This is a genomic window from Desulfosediminicola flagellatus (genome assembly GCF_005116655.2).
In the GTDB taxonomy this organism is placed as follows: domain Bacteria; phylum Desulfobacterota; class Desulfobulbia; order Desulfobulbales; family Desulfocapsaceae; genus Desulfopila; species Desulfopila flagellata.
On record NZ_CP050698.1, the window covers coordinates 6591018 to 6617614 of the forward strand.

The 26597-nt window shown below is 43.6% G+C and carries 15 protein-coding genes; 7 read left to right on the forward strand and 8 right to left on the reverse strand.

From position 1 onward, the window contains the following. Window positions 1-47: 47 nt before the first annotated feature. Window positions 48-1889: a glutamine--fructose-6-phosphate transaminase (isomerizing) gene (gene glmS, locus FCL46_RS27260; protein WP_136808202.1), complete on the forward strand. Its 1842-nt coding sequence runs from the start codon at window positions 48-50 to the stop codon at window positions 1887-1889. A 237-nt stretch (window positions 1890-2126) separates the two neighbouring features. Here glmS and FCL46_RS27265 read toward each other — a convergent pair whose 3' ends face one another. Next, on the reverse strand, window positions 2127-2417 hold the full coding sequence (locus FCL46_RS27265; RefSeq protein WP_136808201.1) for a hypothetical protein: 291 nt from the start codon (window positions 2415-2417) through the stop codon (window positions 2127-2129). 135 nt (window positions 2418-2552) lie between these two features. Continuing rightward, a complete protein-coding gene (locus FCL46_RS27270; protein WP_136808200.1) occupies window positions 2553-2945 on the reverse strand; it encodes a PaaI family thioesterase in 393 nt (130 codons plus the stop codon). 305 nt (window positions 2946-3250) lie between these two features. Here FCL46_RS27270 and FCL46_RS27275 point away from each other — a divergent pair, with 305 nt between their 5' ends. Continuing rightward, window positions 3251-3736: a ribonuclease HI gene (locus FCL46_RS27275; protein WP_136808199.1), complete on the forward strand. Its 486-nt coding sequence runs from the start codon at window positions 3251-3253 to the stop codon at window positions 3734-3736. 397 nt (window positions 3737-4133) lie between these two features. Here FCL46_RS27275 and FCL46_RS27280 read toward each other — a convergent pair whose 3' ends face one another. Then, window positions 4134-6161: a hypothetical protein gene (locus FCL46_RS27280; RefSeq protein ID WP_136808198.1), complete on the reverse strand. Its 2028-nt coding sequence runs from the start codon at window positions 6159-6161 to the stop codon at window positions 4134-4136. A gap of 84 nt (window positions 6162-6245) precedes the next feature. Between FCL46_RS27280 and FCL46_RS27285 the strand changes: the two genes are divergently transcribed. Further along, window positions 6246-6404, forward strand: a complete 159-nt coding sequence (locus FCL46_RS27285; RefSeq protein WP_153307128.1) for a hypothetical protein — start codon at window positions 6246-6248, stop codon at window positions 6402-6404. Between the two features lie 123 nt (window positions 6405-6527). Further along, window positions 6528-6701 carry a hypothetical protein gene (locus FCL46_RS27290; protein ID WP_153307127.1) on the forward strand — a complete coding sequence of 58 codons (174 nt, stop codon included), beginning with the start codon at window positions 6528-6530 and terminating at the stop codon, window positions 6699-6701. Between the two features lie 518 nt (window positions 6702-7219). On the opposite strand, the gene FCL46_RS27295 is transcribed toward FCL46_RS27290, so the two are convergent. From FCL46_RS27295 to FCL46_RS27315, 5 genes are all read right to left on the reverse strand, one after another. Beyond that, window positions 7220-11614, reverse strand: coding sequence for a PAS domain S-box protein (locus FCL46_RS27295; protein WP_136808197.1), 4395 nt, complete (start codon window positions 11612-11614; stop codon window positions 7220-7222). 188 nt (window positions 11615-11802) lie between these two features. Continuing rightward, on the reverse strand, window positions 11803-13503 hold the full coding sequence (locus FCL46_RS27300) for a methyl-accepting chemotaxis protein (RefSeq protein ID WP_136808196.1): 1701 nt from the start codon (window positions 13501-13503) through the stop codon (window positions 11803-11805). A gap of 282 nt (window positions 13504-13785) precedes the next feature. Next, window positions 13786-15228 carry a sigma-54-dependent transcriptional regulator gene (locus tag FCL46_RS27305; protein ID WP_136808195.1) on the reverse strand — a complete coding sequence of 481 codons (1443 nt, stop codon included), beginning with the start codon at window positions 15226-15228 and terminating at the stop codon, window positions 13786-13788. A gap of 245 nt (window positions 15229-15473) precedes the next feature. After that, entirely contained in the window at window positions 15474-15695 is a 222-nt protein-coding gene (locus tag FCL46_RS27310) for a hypothetical protein (protein WP_136808194.1), read from the reverse strand. 170 nt (window positions 15696-15865) lie between these two features. After that, a complete protein-coding gene (locus tag FCL46_RS27315) occupies window positions 15866-18601 on the reverse strand; it encodes an ATP-binding protein (protein ID WP_136808193.1) in 2736 nt (911 codons plus the stop codon). A 595-nt stretch (window positions 18602-19196) separates the two neighbouring features. Here FCL46_RS27315 and FCL46_RS27320 point away from each other — a divergent pair. The 3 genes from FCL46_RS27320 (at window position 19197) to FCL46_RS27330 (ending at window position 26529) form a co-directional block, all read left to right on the forward strand. After that, the gene (locus tag FCL46_RS27320; RefSeq protein ID WP_136808192.1) at window positions 19197-21356 is read left to right on the forward strand and encodes a hybrid sensor histidine kinase/response regulator; all 2160 of its coding nucleotides are present in this window, start codon (window positions 19197-19199) and stop codon (window positions 21354-21356) included. 393 nt (window positions 21357-21749) lie between these two features. Further along, window positions 21750-24686, forward strand: a complete 2937-nt coding sequence (locus FCL46_RS27325) for a chemotaxis protein CheB (RefSeq protein ID WP_136808191.1) — start codon at window positions 21750-21752, stop codon at window positions 24684-24686. A 589-nt stretch (window positions 24687-25275) separates the two neighbouring features. Continuing rightward, window positions 25276-26529, forward strand: a complete 1254-nt coding sequence (locus FCL46_RS27330) for a cation diffusion facilitator family transporter (RefSeq protein WP_136808190.1) — start codon at window positions 25276-25278, stop codon at window positions 26527-26529. Window positions 26530-26597 lie beyond the last annotated feature (68 nt).

Genomic DNA, 26597 nt, shown 5'->3' on the forward strand with positions numbered 1-26597 from the left:
TTACCTGTTCATTCAAAACAATTTTACAGTAATTTTAAGAGAAAAATATGTGCGGAATAGTTGGTTATTGTGGTCCCAAAAGAGTGTTGCCGGTAATTTTAGAAGGGCTGAAACGCCTTGAATACAGAGGATATGACTCAGCCGGGGTAGTGTATCTTGAAGACGGAAAGCTGGTCAAGCACAGATCGAAGGGGAAACTTTCCAACCTCGAAGCCATAATAGATGACGCAATAATTACTCCGTCTCACATTGGCCTTGGTCACACGCGGTGGGCGACTCATGGCGCACCAACAACAGAAAATGCCCATCCGCACAGCGATTGTACAGGGGATATTGTTGTGGTCCATAATGGGATCATTGAAAACTATCATTCTTTGCGGGAAGAGCTGAAGGCAAAAGGGCATACGTTCACCTCCGAAACTGATACCGAGGTACTCGCCCATCTTATAGAAGATAATCTTGAGAACGATCTTGTTGAAGCTGTAAAGAAGGCTGTTGCCTTGCTCGATGGCTCGTTTGCAATCGGTGTTCTCTGGGCAGGAATGCCGGACACACTTATAGCAGTAAGAAACCAGAGTCCCTTAGTGCTTGGCGTGAGCGCCGCTTCAGGAACCTTTCTCGCATCCGACATCCCTGCACTGCTACCCTATACAAATGAAGTCATTTTCTTAAATGATATGGAAATGGCAGTGCTCACCAGTGAAAGTCAGGACATATTCTCGTTGGTTGATGGCAAGACCATAGAAAAGAAGATCGAGACCATAAAGTGGAATGCTGCAATGGCAGAAAAAGCTGGCTACAAACACTTTATGCTGAAGGAAATCTATGAGCAGCCGCAGGCGATTACCAATACTGTGAGCGGCAGGATCAATCCGGAAACCGGAGAGGTAAATCTCCCGGAATTGAACCTCTCAGCCTCAGATCTTGAAAACATTGATCGTATAATATTTGTGGCCTGCGGCACTTCTTTGCATTCTGCACTGGTGGCAAAATACTGGATAGAAAAGTATGCACATATTCCGGTTGAGGTTGATATTGCCTCCGAGTTCAGATACCGACATTTGCTTATAAATGAAAGAGTGCTGACTGTTTCCCTTTCTCAATCAGGAGAAACCGCAGATACTCTTGCAGGAATGCGCATAGCAAAAGGGCTTGGTTCTAAGGTTATCACTATCTGTAACGTTGTCGGTTCAACAATGACCCGAGAAGCAGATGGCACCATCTACACCCATGCAGGGCCTGAGATAGGTGTTGCTTCAACAAAGGCATTTACCTCTCAGCTTGCGGCATTGTTTTTACTCACCCTTTTTCTGGCAGAGCAGAGGAATACACTGTCTGGCGAAGAGCGCCTCAAGTTAGGGAAAGATCTGATTGATATTGCAGGCGTAATAGAAAAAGAGATCCCAAGACTCCAGGAAGAGATCGGAACATTGATTGAAAGCTATTACGACGCCCGCGACTTCTTATTTATCGGCCGTGGACTCAACTTCCCCATTGCTCTTGAAGGTGCGTTGAAACTCAAGGAAATTTCATACATTCATGCAGAAGGGTATGCTTCCGGAGAATTAAAGCATGGCCCGATAGCACTTATTGATAAGGATATGCCGGTGCTTGCTTTAGTACCGCAGGATGATGTGTATCAAAAATCCATTTCCAACGTAGAAGAAATACGAGCACGGCAGGGCAGAATAATACTCATCGGCACTGAAGGGGATGCACATCTGTCAAACATAACCGAAGATGTTATCTATTTACCGAAAGTTGCAGATGTGATGAATCCGATCCTCTATACGATACCAGCTCAGTTACTCTCGTATGAGATTGCCTCGCGACGTGGTTGTGATGTGGATCAGCCAAGAAATCTCGCAAAAAGTGTAACGGTTGAATAGCTTGCGTTACATTTAGGGCGAGTTGTGTCGTGTGAAAAAATCAATAACATTTAAGGTATGTATTAGTATGTCATTGATTTGGGTATGAATTGAAAAGGGTCAATCGGAAGATTGGCCCTTTTTTATTGGTCAATAGTATGATTATGGTGAAGTAACTTTTGAGTTAATTTATGGAAGGGATCTTAACTGATGTCTGTCCTTTGCTTCGATTCGTAATCAGTGGTAAACGAAACGTGATTACTTGTGCCAGTAGTTAAACTTCGCGTGGATTCCTTCAGATTGAGCTGTGTGATAACAAGACGAGTCTTCTTCTCCCAACCCGTTTATCTTCTCTGGAGTGAGTAAATACGCGTCCTTTTCCTCTATTACTTCCCAACCGTCGGACGTAAGAAAACGAAGTGCGATAACCCTTGCTTCTTCTATATCTGTTGATAACAGCCATATATGGACAATTGCTCTGGGGACGTGGGCACCCAAGGGGTTTTCAAGCTGTGGCTTGACTTCAAGAATAAAGTAATATGTATTCATACGAGACCTTAAATATATTTTTTGCTCTCAGTGTACAGCAAGGCATTGTGATTGATGTTACATGCATCTTACCAAGGACGGGATTTTTGAATACCAGAAAAAATCGACCAAGGAGTCTGTCGGATCCTAGACAAGTTAGAGGACCTTCCAAATCCCTTCAGCAGTGGCAATGAGCTGCTGGCCACATCGTAATTCGCCCTGCATGAAAACCAGGGAGCGTGTTTTTCTAAGGACTTTGGCTGTCCCCAGCAGTAAATCACCCGTTTTAGAAGCGGAGATAAATTTGACATCGAAGGAAATTGTTGCTGCTCTTGCGTTATTACTGAGTACCCGATGAGCAGCTGTCCCCATTCCTGAATCCATCAGACTCATGATGAAGCCACCATGAGTAATACCACCTGGATTCAAATGAATGTCCTGTATTCTTGCTCTGAATTGGTACTCAGATTCAGAAAGTGTTCTAAATTCTAAACCGCCATTGTGTTTCATAAAGCCAACAAGGCTTATTTGTTGAAATGTATCGTTCATATAGTTTGTGCTGAAATGCTTTTTACAATGCAGAAAATGTTATAGACCTGAGTGTATTAGAGGGAAGGGTTCAAGTCCGTTATGACTGTATTGAGCAGTCAACAGACAGTCTAGATAATCCAGAGACATCTTGCCAGGTTTATAGGAGATATTTTGACTAAACCACAGTAGACATCCTGGGACATTAGATGAAATGTAGAGTGGGATTGGCAGGAAAATACAAGCCCTATTCCCGTTGACTGACCAAAATCCGAAATGGCTTAACGTACTTTTTGAACGTTATATATTAAAAATATTATGGAAAAATGAGAATACTGCTTTTTACAGATGGAAGCGTGAATACAAAGACAAGAATTGGCTATGGTGCGTATTTGGCCTTGTCAGAAGGTCAAATACATTTGGCCAGTCACATAAAATTAAAGCAATTCGTAGACACCTCTTCCACAAAATTGGAACTACAGACATTGTTGTGGGCATTGTCAGAAATATCCGCAACTGAAGTTATCTCATATACAGATTCTCAAAATATTGTAGGGCTGAACTCACGTAGAAAAAGAATGGAGGAAAATGAGTATCATGCTAAAAATGGAAAACTGCTGAGAAATCATGAACTTTATAAGCAGTTTTACAAACGTATTGATACTGTAAATATTTCTTTTACCCAAATACGAGGTCATGCACCTTCCAAAAAAAAGAGTGATGTCGATCTGATTTTTTCCTTAGTTGACCGTGCCTCTCGAAATGCTCTGCGGGCTTACTCCACCGGATGCAATCTAGATGAAAATAGGTGAACAAAAATCCATAACTTGTGTCATGTCATGTGTCAGATGTCGTAATAATGCGACGCTTTTTTCTCTTCCTGCAAGGCACGAATGATAGAGCATAGCAGCGCTATGTAACAGAAAGAGTAACGAAGTCAGGAAGTGAAAAGGGCGAGCAGAATTAGACATCTGAGGCATGACAGGACACTCGATTGAATCTATAAATCGTTTAGAAAAGACGATTGAGGTTGAAATAAACCAACTGTTTGAATTGCGTGGAATGATTGTCTATAAGTGGTCGGTATTGATAACACATTGCCTGTGGAATGATAGAGCACGCAAGGGCAAGCGCCTATATTTTGCACTCGCCCTGCATGGCTGAAAGTAGGTCTTAAGTGGTTATCTACCTGATAAGATGCTGGAACGACTAACGGCGTTCCGGAATCTGGTACGTGTGAATAAACTCGATGACGCTTAAGTCATCATCTGCGTGTTGGGTAAAGCCGAGGATATTGGTTGTCGCCTCATCGTAAACAAGGGATCCATCAGCATTGACACTCATCAAGTTAATGTTGTCAAATATTGTTGTTCCATTCATCTGTGCACCTGCGATACCCACTGTAGTCTCCGTCCAGTTATCGGAAGAGATCTGTAAAACGTTTACAGATCCAGTATAGGTTGAGCTTGCTTGGTCAGGCTTCCCCCCTTCTTTTAACACTTCACCACGCATGCTGAATATTGTGCCTCTGTTCTCGTTTACGACGCCTTCAAAATTGAAGTAAACTGGACTAACACTATAATCAATGGCGCCATCTGTAGGGGTTCCATCTACTTCATACTCGCTGAAGCCAAGTACCTTGTTAATTCCCAGGATCGAATTAAGGTACACAACCATATCAACAGTTATATGACCGGTTTTGTCTGCGGCTGCCGCTAAGAAGGCTGCTGCGAATTTGAAATCTTCAGATGTTTTTGGATCAGAGAAATCGGTCTCAATACCAGTAAAAGGCCCCTCACAGGCATACTCCATGAATTCGCCATTGCTATCGATAACTTGAGGGCAATCTGTCTCAGGAGTAGTAGTTGTTAATAGTATTCGGTCAATAGCATCAGGGTTAGCTACCCATTCACCAGCAATTTCCGGCTGCGTTGGATCTGGGTCCCATTCCATGCAATCCACCTCAGTGCCATTTATATTGGTGCAGTCATAGTATGTATAATATGGTGGTAGTGGCGTCGTAACCACAAGATCACCAAGACCCCAATTTTTCATTTTGGCGATATCAATGGTTGGACGCAAAACTGCATCGGCAGGCCCATCTTCAAGTTCGAGCAACTTCCAGAGAGGTATCCCGCCATTTTTTGAACGGTCAATGGGGGCCCGTTCGTCTCCAGGGGTAACCAGATGTCCGTCTTGCATCAGCTTTACGTACAGAGCAAGGTTTTCAAGAGGAGAGTCGATCGCCTTTTTGACTGTAATTGGATTGCCGTCTAGGTCAGTCACTGGAAGTGGTGTGCCGGTATCGGGATCAACCAAAAATTCATCATAGACGTTTTTAGTCATCAGGAGTCGTCCTGATGCATCAATCTCGATGGCGATAGTATCGTCACTGTTGATTGTGTTAATTGCTTCATCAAAGGCTGCTTGCAATACGGCTTCTGGTGAGCGACTTAGATTAAGTCGCCCGAAGTGGACCTCTCCAATAAGTTCTGTCCAGAGGACACCATCGGGATAGGTGACCAGGCCGTTTTTCGGATCTGTCCATTGGCATTTTTCAGTAACTTCAACTGTGCCGTCAGTGTTCTTCTCACATGGTTCAACGAAATATTCGTTGATGGGAATTGTAAGCTCGCCATCATTCTGATTGACTGTTACAGGACCGTTGATTTGTCCGACTTCGCACTCACTGCGACCCCAGGTGGCGTCATATGTGATTACAAGTGGCAACCGATTTTTGGTTAGACCGGTCTCGTCATTAATATTCCCCCAGCGTTCGTAACTTGCCACCGGCTGAACGCATAGGGCGGGATAGTCAGACTGCTGAACTTCATATATAGGGTTTTCGTTTGCGTCTTCCCCGATTTCAGCAGCATACCAGCCGTAATCTAGTTTGTTTACGTCAACAAAAATTTCGCCATCAGTGCCATTAGTTGGAGGATCAACCACTGTTAGAACAGGTTCTCCGCCGACCACCGTAGAAGAAACTACGAGCGACCCATCCTCGTTTGGGACTAATTTTTTATCTTCAGCCCCTCCCATCTGACGCAGTATGACATACAGGTCGCCAAATAATTTTCCAGCATCTGACATATTGTCGTTATTCGGGCCGTCAACAGTGTCAGGTACACCTCCATCACCTCCATCATCTCCGGTGTCTGCCGGCTCTTCAGCGACAACGACATCGCCCCTACCGCCCATATACCCTTTTGCCATAATGCTCAAAGGATATAGCATACACATGACACCCGTACATAAACAGATACTCCATAGCCTTTTTTTCATAGTTCCCCCTGTGTACGTATTGCTGGATTCAAACAAATGAATATCTGCATACATCTGCTTGAATTAAAGGCAATGCCTGCATGTGCCTGCATTGCCGATATACGTAAGTTTACATCTATCAAAAATGGCAAGCCCCTGATCCACTTCCCGGACCGGGCAGTAGCTATGTATTCAAAATGTTATCTCAACGTATGAACAAACGGTTTTGGCTTCTCGGTTTCACTGAGAATCAAATGACTATTATCCAGACTATGGACCTGATTGTCGTCCGAAAGATTGTTCTTTCGTATTAAGATCAAAAATGTTTTTGAGTAATGTATGGTTCCAGGGCTTGACCTCAGTCAATTGGGAAAGGTGTACCTCGGTTACTGGATACTCTTTATGTGTAAGGACAAATATGGAGATATCACCGGGGACGATGGTGTCCCCGGTGATAATGTAAGGACTGACCGACAGGTTATGAACTGTGGTGGACACACGTTCATTCGTTAAATCGTGGTTTACTCCAAATTATGTAGAGTATAATCCCGATACTGTCGGTAACGTTGCGTATACTGTATACTACAGGCAACGTATTCATTTGCCTCCCCCCCCTTACGAAGCAACTGATGAGACCGCTTTCCACCATTTCGCCTTCCCCTCTGCAGGCGAGTGGTGGAAGATCAATTCTTGCGATCTTTCTAATCAACCCTAACCAAAAATATACATCGACAGGGTGCTGAAAAATAGTGGGAATTCCCTACTTATTAGGTGCTAAAAACCTTTACTCGGGAAACTTTTGAAATTTTGATGGGATAATATAGTAATCTCTAACGCAAGGCTTGACGTGCGATTTCCTTGTAAACCATCCATCTTGCAGCATCTGTGGAAAACCGTGTGTCGCAGGGGGGGAATGTCAGTAAGCAGCCTGTGCAATATCAAAACTGCCCTTCTGAAACCACATACCAGTTCTGAGGTATTGCTGTAGTGTTATGCAATACTCATCGCAGTAAAGCATATCTTATTGTTCATCATGTATTTTTGTTTGATAAAATAGTATCAATGGCTTTAGCCAGATCGTGTACGTTGATCGGTTTCATCAAAAAACCAGTAATACCGTAATAGCTGGCTGACTGTTCGGTTACAGTTTCGCTGTAGCCGGTACAGAGGATGATAGGTATGCTTTGGTTGATTGTACGTATTTCCTGTATAAGTTGAACCCCTGTCATGTCCGGCATGGTTTGATCTGTTATCACAAGATCATAATTATCTGGATTCTCCCTGAATATTTTCAGAGTGTCGACACTGCTCTGACTTGCAGTTACCTGATATCCGAGGAGTTTGAGGCTATCTACAACAACCTCCAGGAAATAGGCCTCATCGTCGACAATGAGCACTCGTTCTCCATTTCCTACAGGAAGATAATTCTCAGGAGAGCTGTTTCCTTGGGCTACTGCTGCCTCGGTAAGGGGGAGAAATATATCAAAATGTGTTCCTTTACCTAATGTGGTGTCAATCTCTATCAAGCCCCTGTGGCTCTTGATAATACCTTTAACGACAGCCATACCGAGGCCAGTTCCTTCATTCACTTTTTTGGTAGTGAAATATGGCTCAAAGATGCGCTCCAGAACTGATGGAGTTATTCCTGAACCTGTATCAGAAATTCGTAGCTGCAGGTATTTGCCAGGTGGAATGATCATGGACATGTACTGTTTCGAATCTGTGAGCATCACCTTTTCCAGGGTAATTGTCATCACTCCACCGTTTTCACGCATGGCATGGTAAGCATTCGTGGCAAGGTTCATAACGACCTGATGAATCTGTGTGGAATCACCAATAATCCTGTCGCTATCTATATCCACCTGTTCCTTGATCTGTATAGTTGTTGGTAATGTCGAGCGGAGTAGGGCAGCAGCTTCTTTGATCACAGGAATAAGCTGCATAGGCTCCATCACTGAATTGCTGCTTCTGCTGAAACGAAGTATCTGCTGAACAAGTTCTTTGGCCCGGTAGCCTCCCTCAAGAACGCGTTCGAGATAATTGCGCATTCCAGCCTCAACAGCTGAAGGGTCTTTGTGAAGAGCCAATTCTGTGTAGCCTATAATGCCGCCAAGTATATTATTGAAGTCGTGCGCAATGCCACCAGCCAGAGTGCCGATCGCTTCACTTTTTTGGGATTGGATCACCTGTTTCTCCAACGTGGCCTTTTCCTCTGCCAGGACCACCTCTCTGCTCAAGTCATGTATGAAAACACCGAGGTAGAGAGGGATGCTCTCTTCATCCACAACCAGCCACCCCCGGATCGAAACAGGCACATTGTCACCATTTTTAGTATGGTAATAGATTTGCAAGGGGTCTTTTTGAGATATACCTGACCTGAGAGCCATGATGGTTTGGACCAGCATGCTTTGGTATTTTTCAGGGACAAATTTTTTAAAATCTTTACGGACACATTCAGTAAGCACAAAGCCGCTTTTTTTCAGAAAGGCCTTGTTAACATCAATGATACGCCCTTTAAAATCCAGAAGGACAATCCCCTCCGGGTTGCTGTTATAAAAAGAGCGAAAACGAAATTCACTTTCCCTTAAGGCCCGTTCTGTATTTTTTCGGTCAGTTATGTCACGAATGATTGCCTGAATGAACTTTTCGCCGGAAAGTTCTATGGTATTCAAACTGACATCAGCATAAAAGAGGGTTCCGTCAGGACGAGACTGCAGCCACTCAAATTGCCTGGATACGCCTTTTAAAGCCTCGGCCAGATAATATTCCCCTCTTTCAGTAAAGGTATTGCCGTCGGGCTGTTGCAATGCAGAAAGGTCAGCAGGCGATCGGCCAATGATCTCCTGTTGTGTACACCTGAACATTTCCAGGGTTTTCGCGTTGCAATCAGTAATGAGACCGTTCTGGATAATAAGGATTGCGTCACTGGCAGCCTCAAACAGTGTTCTGTAGCGTTTTTCGTTTTCTATAAGGGCAATTTCTGCGGTTTTACGCTGAGAAATATCGGTAATAGTGCCTGCAAGTAAAAGCGGCCTACCCGCAGCATCGCGTTGCATCACTTTGCCACGGTTAAGTATCCATACCCACTCTCCATTACGATGCCGCATCCTTAATTCGTTGTTGAAGGCGCTGTCGGAAGAGGTGGTTAAAACGTATCGAAAAATATTTCCTGAATGGTGAAATTCATCAGGATAACAGAGCCTTTTCCATGCCTCTATGTTCATCGGAAATTCCTGGTCGGCATACCCCAGCATTTCATACCAGCGGGGGCTGAAATAGGTGGAATCATCTTCAGGATACCATTCCCATATAGCATCTGAGGTGGCACTTATGGCAAAAGAAAGACGATTTTGACTGCGTAGTAATGCCGCTTCTGCTTTTTTCTGCGAGGTAATGTCCTGAATGGCCACAGCAACGCCCACACCGATATCATCGGAGTTAAGTGGTGCTGAAAATAGTGAGACGTTACGCAGGGAACCGTCTTTATGCCTGAACAATGTTTCTACATAATTCCGGCCGGTCACGGCCAGTTTTCCATAGAGGGCTGTGCCTACACGATCAAATTCTGCTTCGCTCTCGTATAGCCTGCGAGATGTTTGATTGAGAAGATCGGATGCTTCATAACCTGTTATCTCACAGAGCCGTTCATTTACTGAACGAAAGGTGCGTCCTTCTATTATAGTCAACCCTACAGGAACAGCCTGGAAAAGACTCTGCATTTTGGCTTCACTTTGCTGAAGTTTCCTCTCCATTTCCTTTCGTTCTGTAATGTCAACAAACATGCTCACTGCACAGAGTTCCTTCCCCGATTTAAAGGTAGCAGCTGAATAGATGGCATGGCCTGGTGTACCGTCCTTTTTCACGACTGCAGCTTCCTGAGTGTTGATCCATCCAGTCTTCAATAAAGCTTGAGCAATCTTATAGCTTTTTTCCTGCTCTGAGGCTGGAAGTAAAGATACAGATGATTTACCTATGACCTCAGCAGCCTGTCTGCCGCTAGACTTTTCGTATGCAGGATTAACATCAAGAAAGACCCCATCGGACATACGGTTGATAGCAATACCAAATGGGGCCCGATCGAAAATTGCCCGCCATAACGACTCTCGTTCTTTGAGTGCGCGTTTACTTCGGTTTTGCTCTGTAATATCACGAAAAACTGCTTGAAAACTGGATTGTCCTATCAGTTCAATTCTGCTCAGGCATACCTCTGTCTCCAATACTTCGCCATCCGGCAAGCAAAAATGCCATTCAAAGCTCTCCTCCCCAGCCTGTTCAGCCACGAATCTGCATAGTTCTGTATCAAATGACACTAAATGGCCATCCTGCTGCCGGGTAAATGAAAGACTGGAAGTCGAGGTGCCGACCAATTCCTGCCGGGATCGCTTGAAAAGCTGCAATGCCTTGTCGTTACATTGGACTATGTTATCATTAACAATAATGAGAATGGCGGCATGAGCTCCTTCGAATAATGCTCGATAACGCTGTTCGCTCTCCCGCAGTTTTTCTTCTGCCTGCACACGATGAGTAATATCAAAAATGATCCCTCGTGCTCCGTTTATTACCCCATCGGAATACATTGGCCGTGAAACAACAAGCGCTGAAAACACACTGCCGTCTTTACGCATTAATGTATATTCTTCAGGGTCCAATATCTCACCAGCGAAAAGGCGCATAAGGCGATCCGAAGCTTTAGGGCGATCTTCAGGTGTGACAAAGGCGGAATAATCGATCGAATTTTCGATTTCTTGCGGAGTGCAGCCAAAGGTCTTAGACGTCGATACATTAGCGTAGACGATCATTCCCTGCAGGTCAGTTTCGAAAATGACCTGAGGCAGGGAATTGATCATGTTACGATACCGATCCTCACTCTTTTTCAGTTGCATATGGGCATGTCTTTCCTGGAGAACATTCCGCCCCATTTCATTGATTAAGTCGACGAAGAGTTCCAGCTGGCTGGCGGTCTGCTGTACCATTTCCTCAGAGAAAGTGGGTATGTTTGCTGAAGTTCCTGGATAGGTGGTATGGTCAGTACCCTTGCCCTCGGCAAGGTTTTTTTGTATTTCGATATCGGCCGAGGAGTAATAAAAAAAGCCTAGAAAAATACTGGCAACCTGTAATCCATCGATAACAATGGGTGCACCGACACTACTCATGCCGCTCTTACAGGTGAAAATAATGGACTTGTCACCACTGTGAAGTTTTCCTTCAAAGAAATTCTCCACCTCAATACAACTATGTGAAACAGAATGATCTGATATCCCATCATCGTTTTTGCAGAGACATTGCCAATTTTCCTCAATAACGGCTTGGCCCTCAGAATTAGTAATGATGCATCCTACGTGCATAGATTTACAGAACTTTTGAAAAGCAGGTTTTAGCCTCTCCAAGGGTATTAATTGATCAAGGTGTTTGTAGTCTTTTTTCATAGTTGTATCATCTTGTGGTGATGGATCTGCAGAATTCGCCGAGAGCAATGCTTAAACCACAATAAGCACGTGTTCGTTTAAACAACAGCCGGTGCTACCAGTTCATTTAGGGATGAAAACGAGTGTGTCCTGTCATGGAATACCTTTACAGGTTTAACCTTTCTCGTCTTTTTTTATGAGCGAGCCCTCTATGCAAGCTTAAAATGTGCAATGATATTTCGTAATTGTTCAGACAACGCATAAAGGCCTTTGGCTCTTTGTCCAACAACCTCACTGCCTGATAGGACGTGTGAGGTTAATTGATTGACGTGGCCGATATCCTGTGAAATCGTTGCGGCAACATTTGAGGTCTGACTTACATTCTCATTAACCTCTTGAATACCTTCAGATACCTGAGCAATATTTAAGGTGATTTCTGTTGTAGCACTTGACTGTTCTTCAACAGCGGTAGCCATTGTATTGATTATTTCACTGACGTTATTGATAACCTGGACGACACCGTTTATTTGAGTTACGGTCGATTTTGTCGTTCCCTGCATGTCTTGAATCTTGTCTTTGATGTTCATCGTTGCGCCGGCAGTCTGCTTTGCCAGTTCCTTAATCTCATTTGCAACAACAGCAAACCCTTTACCCGCATCCCCGGCTCTCGCAGCTTCAATTGTTGCATTAAGGGCCAGTAGGTTGGTCTGTTCTGAGATTTCGGTAATGACAGCTATTACACTACTGATTTCGTTAGCAGCGTTTCCGAGATTGCTCATGGCTTCTGTGGCTGAAGCTGCTTGATTCACAGCTGTGCCCGAGATTGAACGTGCTCTTTCGGCATTTTCAGCAATCTCATTGATCGTCGCAGACATCTCTTCTGTAGCAGTAGCAACCATTGAAACATTAGTAGCCGACTGTTCCATGGCTGCGGCGATGGCACCGATACTTGAACTCATCTCCTCTGCTGAAACAGAAACTGATTCAGAGCGACCTGTTGTCTCCTGGCTGTCAGCTGTCAACTTGCTCGAAATATCTGTTAAATCTGTAGATGAATGTTTCATTGTTTCGACGCTGTTAACAACTGTCTCAATGGTGCTTCTTAATTGTTGAGACATCTCATCCATAGCTCTCAGAAAATCGCCAATTTCATCACCACGGGCAGTTGTTATTGTATTACTCAAATCACCTGCAGCTATTTTCTTTGCAAATGCTACTGCTTCAGCAACCGGTTTACTGATCATCCAGCTCAGAGTGGCACCGATTACGATGCTTATTACTACACCGAGTAGGATGAAGATGCCGATTCCTGTTCGTGTTTTTTCCCCTGAAACGATCAATAGATCAGTAGCGTTATCAATCATCTTTTCTGCTTCACTGGCCAGCAGAGAAACACCTTCTTCAAAGAGATAGATATTTTCTTTATTGGAGTTCATCCTTTTATTAGCATCTTGAGGCATGATGTCCTGAGCGACAAGAACCTCATCGGCAACTGCCAAAAATCCTGATATATAAAGATTATATGCTTGTCTGGCTTTTCGAATAGCCGTTTTTGTATCCTCGGGTATGTGATCTTCACCGTCAGCAATGGTAATAGCTTCATCAAGGGCTTTAATGGTGTGTTCTGATACTTCATTAAATTTACGAAGATACTCCCGTTGCTTTTCGGGTTTACCGATGTTCAGAAACACATCTTTTTCATAACGCCGAAGGGTCAGAGCCATTACTTCTAAGCCTTCTGCTGTCTTTAGTAAGTGCAAATCGTTGTTCACCACATCTTCGACCGAATGTATCGATGTTGTAATAGACAAAAAGCCCATGCCCCCGACAATCAGGGTAATGAGGGATGTTATCAAAAATCCACCAAGAATTTTTTTCATTAAGGACATGTTACCAAGTATTGAACGCATACATTTCTCTCTTGTAGTGTTTTTCTATGTAAAAAATAGTTTTTTTACCGTTTGAGTTAATCAATGAAATACGTTCGGTTGCATGCCTGCGACATGATCATCCTGGGATTGACTTCACCGTCCAAACTCAATTGATATAAGAGACACTGCCAGATGTGTGCCAGAATAGTGTGTTGATCACATGCGCAATTAATTCTGCATATTGCGTAATCAGTACGAAGAGGAAAAGTGAAAAATCAATAGCGGGAATACTGCAAAATAGGACAAAGGGTGTGTGTAGTCTTACTTTTTGGGACTGAAATCATTTCCGGCATGGAGAGAATGAATTTTTAATAAGCCATATAATCGAGACCGGCTTAGCCCGGACAACGTGCATGCAGATGTGATATTTCCATTAGTCACCGCCATTAACCTCTGCAGATATTGCTTCTCTATACTGTTCAGTTGCAGGCGGCGATACTCTTTAAAAGACTGTAGTGTTTGAGAATGTGTTGTGTAGCCTGGTGCTTGATGTGGAGTGTCATCTTTGAATTGCTCATTTCTTTTTATAACTTTGGAGCGGATGCTGCACAAACGGATTTCCTGTGGAAGGTGTATTGGGTATAACACTGGAGCCATCGGGTCAGAGATTATCGCTTTGTCCAGAGTATTCTCCAATTCACGGACATTTCCAGGCCAGGGATACGAGGCTAACGCTTCAAGAGTTTCCGGGGCGACGCCTTTAATAGGCAGCCGATTACGGCGACAGATCGAAAAAACACAACTCATGGTAAGTTTCTCGATATCTTCTCCTCGCTCCCGGAGTGGTGGTAGATGGATATTGAAGGTATTCAGACGGAAGAACAAATCACTACGAAACATGTCCTGTCGAACCATGGCCTCCAGATCCCGGTTTGTAGCAGCAACAAGTCTGAAATTACTTGTATGTTCCTTATCTTTGCCTACTGGCCGATAAACCCGCTCCTGCAGGAGGCGAAGGAAACTTTTCTGGGTTTCAAGCGGCAATTCGCCAGCCTCATCGAGGAAAAGTGTGCCGCCATTAGCCTGCTCGACCAAACCTTTCCTGTCGCTGTTAGCCCCCGTAAAGGCACCTTTGGCATGACCGAAAAGGATACTCTCCACAAGATTCTCAGGCAAACTCGCGCAATCAACCACAACGAACGGGTGCTTGTTGCGAGAACTGTTGACGTGGATTGCCCTGGCAAACAACTCTTTACCTGTGCCTGTCTCACCGGTGATCAACACTCCGCTATCGGTTTCTGCACAATGGGCAACCTGATCAAGACAGAGGTGAAGTGCTTTGCTTTCGCCCACAATCTCGTCACGTTTAAGATTGACATGAGATGAGCGTTGTATCTTTTTTTGATGATACTCAAGTGCTCTTCGTACATGGAGGATAATTTCCTGCCTGGATAGAGGCTTTTGCAGATAGTCCCAGGCCCCGTTTTTAATTGCCATTTCCGCACCGTGGGCATCGCCCATCCCGGTGATTATGATGACCTCTGGAGAAGAAGGGTGTTCTTGAATATACGGCAGCAATTCTAGTCCGTTACCGTCGGGCAAACGCACATCAAGAAAAACCAGATCGGTTTCCCGGTTACCCAGCAGGATTTTTCCTTCTTCAAGGCTACCGGCTAAAGCGGTCTCATGTCCTAAGAGTTCACAGTGCTCTGAAAGAAGACTTCTAAACGTTGAATCGTCGTCAATAATTACCACATATGCCATAGATCAAGATCTCTTTTTTAGGCCAACTCGCTTGAATCATGAATGTATTATTGGTCACTGCTGCCCTGGGAGATTGTCCGAGAATGCTCTTTCTCCCCAACTCTTCGTCATTTTACTAATGATAATGCTATAAATATTAGCCACATAAATCCGCTTGCTATTGTCAAAATTCCTCGATTTGAGAAGAAATTCCTAATATCGGACACCCTCATGGACTGATGCTCTTTAGGGGGGTGGCAAAACTTCTAGGGAAAGGAGGGTGCGCGGTATTCCTCTTTCAATTCTTCTACCATACATATTTCATTGTCAAGGATGGGGCCGATTATCGGTAAAGGTAAACTTGAAATTGTATAATACATCCAGCAATACAATGACTGACTAACCGAATCAGTAAGATTACGCTGCTCTTTCAAAAGCAGGTCAATACGAAAAACAACTACGTCAAAATAGATGTATTCTTTGAGCATAATAGCATCCTGCAGTTTCCCTGACTCTTGGCAATTAAGGGCTTACGGTCATGTATATTGCGAGCGTTAATTTTTCGACGGTAACACCGAGTTGAGCAGGTAAGTAAAGACTCCGTAGAAAGGTATTCTGCTACTTTTTGAGATTTCGAAAAATTTGCACTTGAGTGAATTTACACCGAGGTGGCGCCCGGCATGATGGCGAGCGCAATAACATCTTTAAGCTCTTGACGGTTATAGGGTTTTTTTAAGAAGAATTGTGGACGATCTGGAGGATTGTTTTCCATCACATGTTCTTTTGTGTGGCCACTGGTAAGTATCATTACAGTATCCGGGTCTATCTTTCGCATTTGATGAAATGTTTCCAGGCCGTTCATCTTGGGCATGGCAAAATCACTCAGTACAAACCGGATGTCATCCTTATGACGCCGAAAGACTTCAATGGCGTCCAGACCGTCTACTGCGGTGAGTACAGTAAACCCCATTCTTTCCATTAAAATACTTGTTATCTCAAGCACAATCATATCATCTTCAGCAACCAGCACAGTACCTTCCCAGCGCATTTCAGGTGTGTTTTTTACTGATGGGAGAAGTGGCAGAGTATGCTCTTTTGATAGAGGGAAATAGGCACGAAAAGTACTGCCGGAACCAGGTGCACTCTTTACTGTGATAGCACCGCCATGTGCCTTAACAAGTCCCCTGACCACAGGGAGCCCCAGCCCGCGGCCAGTAAATTTTGTGGAATAGAATGGGTCGAAGATTTCATCGATTTCATTTTCCGTAAGTCCGCAACCGTTGTCTTTAATTTCAATACAGGCGTAGGATTCATCACTTGCATGCCAGTTGGTAGGGACTCTATGTTGTGAAGATATTTCTGTTGAGGCAACGACATTGACGCTCAGACGAATACGCCCGGGCTTATCATCAGCTATTGACTCGCAGGCATTGCTAACAGTTTTTATGAGGATCTGACAGATCTCGTCTGCGTTTGTGTTGATGACAGGACCAGGTGTATGTAGATGAGTTTCCAGCTTCAGTCCCTGCCGCATGAAGGGCTGGAATGTAGGGAGGCATTCCCGGCAGGCCTCGACAAGATCGAGTGGTTCTTTCCTGCCTTGAGTATGCCCGAGATAGACAAGCATCAACTTACTTACTTCTGATGCCTGGGTAGCTGCTTCCAGAGCCGATACGATGTTGTAATGTGCTGCATCTGTTTGGTGCAGGGTCTCCGTGGCTAATTCAAGATAACCCATAATTACGTGAAGTTTGTTATTGAAGTGATGAGCTATTGCACCGGCCATGCGGTTCAAACTTGCCGCTTTTTTAATCTGCCGCTCTTTTTCCTGCTGTTGAAATTGTTGCTCCTCTACATGTTTATTCTTGGTTATTTCTCTGAAACTGCCCCGGCAGCCGGACCATATTCCTTCATCATTAAATACTGCAGAACATGAGTGACTGAGCCAGCGAATCTTTCCATCCGGAGTAAGTATACGAAATTCAAGACCTGTGTTCGCTGCACTGCCAGCATGATGATCTGTTGAAAAATGTTTGATCACTTTTGGCCGATCTTCGGGATGGGCAATGTGTTCAAAAAGTTTTGGGTCGTTGAGAAAAGCATCTCTTGTGTAGCCGGTTATACGCTTGCAGGCTGGTGAAATATAAACATAGGCACCATCTGGTTTTCGCCATGTTTCCATTGCATATGTAAAGTTCGCGACAGTGCGATACTTTTCTTCACTGCTACGCAATTTTTCCTCAGCCTGTCGTCGACGTATTGCTAAGGCAAGATTGTCGGATATTCTTTCCAGATGAAGGAGATGTTCAGGGCTGAAACGGCCGGGGCAATGATCGTTGAATTGTAATAATCCAAGAATGCAATGATCAATACGCATGGGAATAAGTGCAATCGACTCATATCCTTCTCTATAGCATCTACTGTGGGCGGAAGACTGCCCCACATTGGCCCAGATGCTCGGTGGTAGTATTGAAGCATTGTTGGTCCAAAAACTCCCGTGAGTGGTGAAAAAAGGTTTAGAGGGGTCGACTCGGCCGGAGAGAACATTTCCACACATACACTCGAGTACGGGGCTGCCACTGTCGTCACGTTGTAATTCTCCGTCTGGCCCAGTGATGCAGAGCAACCTTTCTGCTTCGACAAATGATATTGGTAAGCCCCGGGTTTCATAATACGGATAGTCTTCTCCATCACGTAGCCGGATACCAACAGCCTCGCAACCTGACCATTTCTGCAGAGACAATGTTAGTGAAGGCATGCATTCATGCAAATCAACACATGTATTTACCTGGTTAACGAGATGAGCCGTTAACTCACGTTCTTTCTCTATCTTAGCAAGAGCCGCATTATCATCAAAAATGAAATAGCAGACTGCTTCACCCTCATCGTGGGAGAGAGCTGTTTTAAACTGTACCGGAAAAACTGTCCTGTCTGCTTTCAGCATCCTCAATGTGCCAATCTGTGGTTCACCAGAATTGAACAATTGCTGATGATAGTGGCTGTAAAGATCCTGATCCTCATCATGAATGAACCTGGGGATAGACAGCTCGATGAGCGTATCGTGTGCCACATTGAGCATACATGAAGCGTAAGAGTTGGCATCGACTATCATTCCTTTTGCATTCACACTGAGACAACCTAACGGGATCATATTGTAGAGATCGAAATACCTGGTCTTTTCGGCATCAAGAAGCTCCTGCCTTCTCTCCAGTTCGTCGTTTTGTCTCTCAATCCTGGCTTCGTGCCTCTGGAGTTGATGAAGCAACTCCAGTTGTTTTTTTTCTGAGAGTGGTTCGAAATCGGCTAACAATTGTTGAGTATCTATTCGGGAACTTCTATTATCCAACCGTGTTAGATTTGAAGTTTGCTTCTCGTGGATGTTATCGTTTCCCATTAGTAGACATGAACACGTTTAAGGGGGGGATCGCATTAGCGCCGTTCAGTGATATATCACAAAATTTATGTAGAGCAACTGAGTGAACCGCAATGTTTTAAGAGGTTAACTTAGGGGGCAAATTCAACACTTCCAATATATCACCAGAAATTGTATAAATCAATATGCTGAACGTGTTGGATAGGCTGGGGGTGGTAATCTTTATACCGAATTTGAATATGTGCAATTAGACGGTAGGACTTGGAACAGAATAATAAAATGTCACATTTCTTCCTGAAATCATGAGCATTAATTCGAAATTGTGTATACAACACAATACAAAGAACACGCGGAATAGTTTTCGGTGAGACGGATATTCTAGCAATTCGATACAGTAACCGACAGAAATGTATAGTGAAATACTCGCCTTGTAATGATCATGTATGATGATAGCCTCTATTAACACTCTCGTTGTATGCGCTTAAACCCTGGATTGAATGTCCGGTGACTAATAATGCCTGAACTACTCGATGCGAAACTAAATCTTTAGCTCCCCAAAAGAAGATTCGTATATACTTTCCCGGCAGCATCCCTTAATAGCTTTCGATGATGTTTAATGACAGATAATAACACAACACATAAAGACAAGTTTTTTAGCTTGAGGAAGAGAGCTGAGATGTGGCTCTCTGGTTCAGAGCATTTGCCTTCCTCCTCGCTAACTATGGAGGAAACCCAGAAACTGGTTCATGAGCTTCATACCCACCAGATTGAGCTGGAACTCCAGAATGAAGATCTCCGTCTCGCCCAGCAAGAGCTTGAGAAATCCCGTCGAAAGTATACAGATCTCTATGAATTTGCACCAGTCGGTTTCTTTACGATTCAGGAAAATGGACTGATTGAGGAGTGTAATTTAACTGCGGCAACAATGCTGGGATATTCAAAATTACAGCTTCTGGGGCGCTCTTTTACAACATTAATTCAGCGTGATAGCCAAGATGTGTATTCTCACTTTCGTAAACGTCTCCTCATATCCAGTAAAAAACAGACATGCGAGTTACCGCTGATTAAAGAGGACAAATCTGTCATATACGCCTTGCTCGAAAGCAGAGTACGGCTCGATATTGACGGTAATGCTGGGGACTTATGGATAACAATATCTGATATTTCAGACAGAAAAGCTCTCGAAGACTCTTTGAGGCAGAGCACGGAAGAATGGGCAATAACTTTTGACTCGATCTCTGATTCTATAACCATAATAGACCGTGATTTTCGAATTGTTAAAGCGAATAAAGCCGCATATGAAATGTTTCTATCCGATTTTGGGAATGAGAGCGTTGAGGGCAGAAATTGCTATGAAATGTTTCCCGGGATAGATTCTGCCTGCCAGGGCTGTCTGGGAGTGCAATGTTTTCAGGATCTTTCAACCCACACCAGAGAAATACATAACGAAAAATCGAAAAAAATATATCAGGTTACATGTTCTCCTATGCGGAAGGGAAACGGTATTACCACCCATATTGTTCACATTGTCAGGGATATCACTGAACAGAAGACAATGGAGGTGAAACGTTTACAAACGCAAAAAATGGAGGTGATTGGCACATTGGCTGGAGGTATATCTCATGATTTCAATAACATTTTAACTGCTATTTTGGGCCATGCTGAAATTGTCCACGAAGCCATGCCGAAATCAAATCCATCCAGAGAATATCTTGGTCACATCGTTAATGCAGCAAACCGTGCCAAAGAACTTGTCAGACAAATTCTTACCTTCAGCCGCAAAGAGCAGGAGGCTAGATTGCTGGTTGAAGTTGCTCCAATTGTTGAGGAAGTACTCAACCTCATTCGCGCCGCGACACCGTCATGCATTAAAATTGTTGAAAAACTCGATCCTGACGCCGGCCCAATTCTCGTAAACCCTGTCAAGGTTCATCAGGTTCTTATGAATCTCTGCACAAATGCCATACATGCTATGGGGAAGAAAAAGGGTGTTTTAACAATAGAAGTACATCAGGTGATGCTTGATGATACGAGTGTGGTTGATACATCCGATATTCATGCAGGTCCTTTTGTGGAACTTATGGTGAAAGATACAGGACATGGTATAGACCAGGAAACACTGGATCACATGTTCAATCCCTACTTTTCGACAAAGCCGGGCGGCAAAGGCAGTGGACTGGGTCTTACAATCGTCCAGGGGATTGTTAAAAGTTGCGGGGGAGCCATTCACGTTGAAAGTCAGCCCGGCCGTGGAACCATATTCAGGGTGTATTTCCCGGTTAGTAAAGAAAAGGCTACTAGACCAGCTCTTTTTTCTGATCCATTTCTTGCAGCAGGCAGGAAACATATCTGTATTATCGATGCCGATAAGGCAATCATCAATATGTTCACCGTTTATCTTGAGGCGTTAGGCTGTACAGTAAAAGGGTTTAATTGTATCGAAACAGCATGGGAGTATCTGAGCACCTCTTTGGGCAAGTTTGATCTCATCATTGTTGATCAGGCTATAGAATCCCTTACAGACACTGAATTTATTCCAAAGGTGCTCAAAATTCGTCCAGATCTGCCAATCATTCTCTGCATAGACAAGGAAAGCCAAAGCGCTGAAACCCTGGCAGGTATGTATGGTGTCAAGGCCTGTATGGAAAAGCCTGTCAGCAGTTCTGTATTGGTAAGTAGTGTAAAAAGCGTATTGGATACAGTAGATCTATCGCGGAAACGCAGTGCAGTTGGAGGCGCTGCTGATGATAGTGATACAAGCCCTGCAGCAACGTAAGAAGGGTTGCTGATGAAGAGAGAAGGAAACACGTTTTTCTTAACGACGACAGAGAAGACTTAACCTCACCAGGAGGCTGTCCGAGAATGGCTTTTTCTCAAACTCTTCGGAATTTTCAAAAAAATAATGCTCGCAATATCGACTATATGGCTGTGCTTATTTTTTGAAAATGTCTCGATTTTGAACAAAACCCTTATTCTCGGACAGCACTCCTCGTGCATACCAACATATCTCAGTAAGTATTTTTGGGTTTCTATTATGAAATGAGCATGATACATTTCAACACATCTTTTCAGGTCCTTCTATAATGATTCTTTTACAAGTATCTATAGATAGTTAAGGGATATAAAATTTCCTCTCAAAACTCCATATACTTCAAGGCGGCCTAAAATAATGACACCAGTTAGTACCAATGGAAATTCCGGCACGCTACCATCTTCTTGTGATTCCAGCTCTGCTGACTTTCCGATTGTCGGGATAGGAGCATCTGCAGGTGGACTGATTGCGCTTGAAAATTTCTTTTCGGCAATGCCGGGTGACAGCGGAATTGCCTTTGTCGTGGTTTCGCATCTTTCTCCGGATCATATCAGTCTGCTGCCAAGCCTGATTGGACGAAAAAGTTCAATGCCGGTCCTGCAAGTTGAAGAAGGCCTGGAGGTGCTTCCCAATCATGTGTATATCATTCCTCCCGGTAGAGAGATGACTATATCCGAAGGCAGGCTGCATGTATCTGTCTTTCATGATCATATCACTACCGGAAACCTTATCGACGGTTTTATGCGTGCCCTTGCTGAAGATATCAGCAGTAAGGCAATCAGTATCATACTCTCAGGCACAGGCTCAGACGGAACTTTGGGGGTACGAGCTATAAAAGCTGAAGGCGGAATGGTTATGGTACAGGATCCCGAATCGGCAGATTATGAGGGCATGCCCAAAAGTGCTATTGCTACCGGACTTGCCGATTATGTAATGCCTCCCGACAAAATGCCACCCCAGTTGCTAAACTATGTTAAGCATCAGGGGAGGGAGACCAATATCCTGCCAATTCCTGCTCAGGAGAATTATGAAAACTCTCTCAAAGAGATCTTTCAGATTCTGAGGACTGAAACAACCAATGATTTTTCATTGTATAAGACGAACACCATCAACCGCAGAATTGAGCGGCGCATGCATGTTCATCATCTGGATAGCCTGCATGAATATGTACAGCTGCTTCAGAACTCTAAGCATGAGATTTCAGTCCTGTTTAGAGAATTGCTTATTGGTGTGACCAATTTTTTCAGAGAACCAGAGGTATTTGAACTTCTGAAAAAAACATATTTGCCGGAGTTGCTCAAAAATAAGACTGATGATAATCAGATACGTATCTGGGTACCTGGATGCAGTACAGGAGAAGAGGCATATTCTTTAGCGATAGTATTGACAGAATGTATGGAAATGCTGGGGCGCCATCCGGAAGTGCAGATTTTTGCCACCGATCTCGATGAGATTGCCATAAATACTGCCAGGAAAGGGGTGTATCCTGAAAGTATCTCCGCAGATATCTCACACGAGCGCCTGGCTCGTTTTTTTACTAAGGTTGACCATCAATATATGGTCAAGAAAACCATCAGAGAAATGGTTACCTTTGCCCAGCAGAATATCATCAGAGATCCTCCATTTACCAAACTGGATATCCTTTCCTGTCGAAATCTTCTTATTTATTTTGGTTCGAAGTTACAAAAAAAGCTTATTCCACTGTTCCATTATAGTTTGAAACAACCGGGACTTCTACTTATAGGTTCATCTGAAACAATTGGTAATTTTAATGATTTATTTGATCCGGTTGATAAAAAATATAAGCTTTTCAGACGTGTTGTATCTGAAACGTCTTCACAATCATTACTGCAGTTTCCACATTCGAGACCCTTTGTTAAAATGCCTGCCCCCAAAATTGAAAAACAACGAAAAGTCCTGAGTGATATGAGTAATGCTAAATTACTCAAGACAATACTTGCGCAAAGTGAAATCCCATCCTGTGTCATTATAGATGATACTGCTGATATCCTCTATATTCATGGGCGTACCGGGCGTTATCTGGAACCCGCTGAAGGAAAGGCCAGCTTGAATCTGCTGAAGATGGCACGACCCAGTATAGAAACAGAGATAGCCAAAGCTTTCCACAAGACCAAAGATGAGGGAGTTGAAACACGTATCGACAAGATCAGCTTGAATGAAAACGGAGACTATGGCGATATAAATATCATTGTCAGGCCTCTGTCAGATTTCGAATTTGGAAGAGGAATGATGTTAATCATTTTCGAAGCTGTTCCCGATCAAAAAGCTGACAAACCAGGTACTAAGATACAGCGTAAACGAAAAAAGCAGGTTGATGAGATAAAAAAACTTGAAGAAAAACTGAACTACACCCGCGAAAATCTGCAATCAACCATCGAAGAATTGGAATCCTCAAACGAAGAACTCAAATCGACGAACGAGGAATTGCAGTCAACCAACGAAGAATTGCAGAGCACCAATGAGGAACTGGAAACCTCAAAAGAAGAACTGCAGTCTTTGCATGAAGAGTCTTCTACTGTGAATGCCGAGCTGCAAAGTCGTATTGATGAACTGGTTGCAGCCAATGATGATATTAAGAATCTGCTCGAAGCAACTGAGATCGCAACTATATTTCTTGATATAGACTTCAATATCAGGAGATTTACTACCAGAGTGACGGACATCTTCCCCTTGTCTCCGATTGATACGGGAAGACCTATAAGCCATTTTGCCTCTCAGTTAAAGGACGTCGATATACAGCAATATGCCGAAAGAGTTCTGACGAATCTTGAGAAAATGTCTGTTGAGGTGTCAGATAAAAAAGGATGTTTTTATCGCATGCAGTTACGGCCATATCGTACCACGACCAACGTTATTGATGGAGTGGTCATTACCTTTGAAGATATAACAGAGTTGAAACATCTCCTCGATAAAGCCAAACGTCTGGCGACGGTAGTCCAGGATTCAAATGATGCTATTACGCTGCAGGATCTGCAAGGTAATATTTTGGCCTGGAACAAAGGGGCTGAGTTACTGTACGGGTTTTCGGAGGCTGAAGCACTTAAAATGAATATGCATGATTTGGTCCCATCACACTGTCATGATGATTTAAACCTCTTGTATAACTCATTACTTACCAAAGATATCGAATCGTATCAAACAGAGCGTGTTGATAAAGCAGGAAAGATTATTCAGGTATGGCTGACTATTACCCGATTATTTGATGAAATGGGGAAGCCTGAGTTTATCGCAACGACAGAAAGAGATCTCGATAAATTGAAGACTCCGAAGTAGACAGCGGTCGTTTGCATTCGAATATTTGAGGGGGTTGTTGGTTTTAGAATATATAAACAACTCGCTTATCCGATATTTATGAAATGGTCGGGTTACACAACTGCTTACTGCTGTTTATACCATGTTCTTCCCCGTGTCTGCTCGGAAAAGAGCATGGTGTCGGCCTAACTCAAAATAGCATCAGTATTAGTTGTGCTTTGCTGCAGATTGAATAGCCTGCTACGTTCTTCCTTCCTACCCTGTAGCTCTTGCATACCTGTTGTTTCTCCTTAAAATTTTTTAGAAGTGAGTCAGTAAACCACAAGCAATGGCGAATGTGCAGCCAGCTGTATCATTTTAGCCGTCTGCCCCGAATTCATTGGCAGGACAAAATTGCAGAGGATTTGAGCGGGAGAGTCATCAATATTGCTTAAGAACGAGGAGAGGAGCCAGCCCGAACATTTCATGGAGAGTGGTCCAGAGAACTGTTTATGTATGTTGTATATGTGCTCGTATTCTTTGGCGTCAGTGTAGTGTTACGCCTTATGCCTTTTTTAAGCGGGCAGGACCAGCAGAAATGTGAAATATTCGGGCTAATGGAGCGGCATATATGGAATCTTCTGAGAAAACAGCCTGGTTGTCTATTGTAACTAACCTGATATTGGTATGCATCAAAACTGCAGTCGCGTTTATCTCTGGCAGTCTGGCTGTTACAGCTGATGCTATCCACTCCTTGTCTGATGTTGTTGCTTCTGCAATAACCCTGATTGGAATTAAAATATCTGAGCGACCGGCTCGTGGTTTTCCTTATGGACTGTATAAGGTTGAAAATCTGGTTGCACTGGTGACCTCAGTTTTGATTCTTTTTGCAGGATACGAAATTATCAAGGCTGTGTTTATTGATCAAGAGAGACCTTTACCTCAACACATTCCCCTATCCATAACAGGTATTACCGCGACTATAGTTATTACCTGGATGTTCTCAAGATATGAGTTGAGAAAAGGAAAGGAGACAGGTTCTCCCAGTTTAATTGCCGATGCTCGCCACATCTGGACTGATATGTTGTCTTCACTGGTAATTCTTGCTGCATTGGTGGGTAGTGCCATCGGCCTGGTTCTTGATAAATATGCTGCTGTAATAGTGGTTGTTTTTGTAGCTCGATCTGCTTTTGTCATTTTGCTCGATGCTGTTCGGGTCCTTCTTGATGCTTCTTTGGACTATTCCAGTCTCTCCCGTATCCGCGAAATCGTCCTTTCGGATTCACGTGTAATCGAGATAAACAACATGTGGGCAAGGAACGCAGGCCGTTATAAATTTGTCGAATTAGATGTAACGCTCAGAGTAAAGGACCTTGAAACGGGTCATCGAATCTCAGAAGAAATTGAAAATCGGGTGAAGATGGAGATTGCCCAAGTGGACAGAGTTCACATTCATTATCAACCTCAAATTAAAGACATATATGTTGTTGGAATACCTCTTGCCGGGGATAGACAGACCATTTCAGAACACTTTGGCGAAGCACCGTATTTTCGTCTTTTCTGGATTCACTGCTCAGAAAATGAAATCATGGAGGAACGCGTACTTAAAAATCCTTACCTCGAAGAACATAAAGGTAAGGGGATTAAGGTAGCCACGTGGTTGCTGAAGAACGGCCTTGATATACTTATTTCACGACATGATCAATCAGGTAAAGGGCCCGGTTTTGTTCTGGGAAATGCAGGGGCGGAGGTTCTTTTAACGAGTAAATCTCATGCTGAAGATGCATTGACAGTGATACTGAACGAGTTGAGAAATACAAATCAAAAGCCGCCTCAGCAGTCTGTAAACGACCGAGTAAAGGACGTTCGAATCAGGATTGTCTGATGACGCACACTTGAGAGATGCTTGTATCACCTTCATTTCGTAGCGTCGAGTGTCAAAATCACTTCCAG

What these genes read in the sequence shown, in the direction of transcription:
- FCL46_RS27300 (WP_136808196.1), bottom strand. Translation starts at nt 13,503, where the DNA reads ATGCGTTCAATACTTGGTAACATGTCCTTAATGAAAAAAATTCTTGGT.
- FCL46_RS27310 (WP_136808194.1), bottom strand. Translation starts at nt 15,695, where the DNA reads ATGCTCAAAGAATACATCTATTTTGACGTAGTTGTTTTTCGTATTGAC.
- FCL46_RS27275 (WP_136808199.1), top strand. Translation starts at nt 3,251, where the DNA reads ATGAGAATACTGCTTTTTACAGATGGAAGCGTGAATACAAAGACAAGA.
- FCL46_RS27265 (WP_136808201.1), bottom strand. Translation starts at nt 2,417, where the DNA reads ATGAATACATATTACTTTATTCTTGAAGTCAAGCCACAGCTTGAAAAC.
- FCL46_RS27330 (WP_136808190.1), top strand. Translation starts at nt 25,276, where the DNA reads ATGGAATCTTCTGAGAAAACAGCCTGGTTGTCTATTGTAACTAACCTG.
- FCL46_RS27280 (WP_136808198.1), bottom strand. Translation starts at nt 6,161, where the DNA reads ATGCTATATCCTTTGAGCATTATGGCAAAAGGGTATATGGGCGGTAGG.
- FCL46_RS27325 (WP_136808191.1), top strand. Translation starts at nt 21,750, where the DNA reads ATGACACCAGTTAGTACCAATGGAAATTCCGGCACGCTACCATCTTCT.
- glmS (WP_136808202.1), top strand. Translation starts at nt 48, where the DNA reads ATGTGCGGAATAGTTGGTTATTGTGGTCCCAAAAGAGTGTTGCCGGTA.
- FCL46_RS27285 (WP_153307128.1), top strand. Translation starts at nt 6,246, where the DNA reads ATGAATATCTGCATACATCTGCTTGAATTAAAGGCAATGCCTGCATGT.
- FCL46_RS27270 (WP_136808200.1), bottom strand. Translation starts at nt 2,945, where the DNA reads ATGAACGATACATTTCAACAAATAAGCCTTGTTGGCTTTATGAAACAC.
- FCL46_RS27290 (WP_153307127.1), top strand. Translation starts at nt 6,528, where the DNA reads ATGGTTCCAGGGCTTGACCTCAGTCAATTGGGAAAGGTGTACCTCGGT.
- FCL46_RS27295 (WP_136808197.1), bottom strand. Translation starts at nt 11,614, where the DNA reads ATGAAAAAAGACTACAAACACCTTGATCAATTAATACCCTTGGAGAGG.
- FCL46_RS27315 (WP_136808193.1), bottom strand. Translation starts at nt 18,601, where the DNA reads ATGGGAAACGATAACATCCACGAGAAGCAAACTTCAAATCTAACACGG.
- FCL46_RS27305 (WP_136808195.1), bottom strand. Translation starts at nt 15,228, where the DNA reads ATGGCATATGTGGTAATTATTGACGACGATTCAACGTTTAGAAGTCTT.
- FCL46_RS27320 (WP_136808192.1), top strand. Translation starts at nt 19,197, where the DNA reads ATGACAGATAATAACACAACACATAAAGACAAGTTTTTTAGCTTGAGG.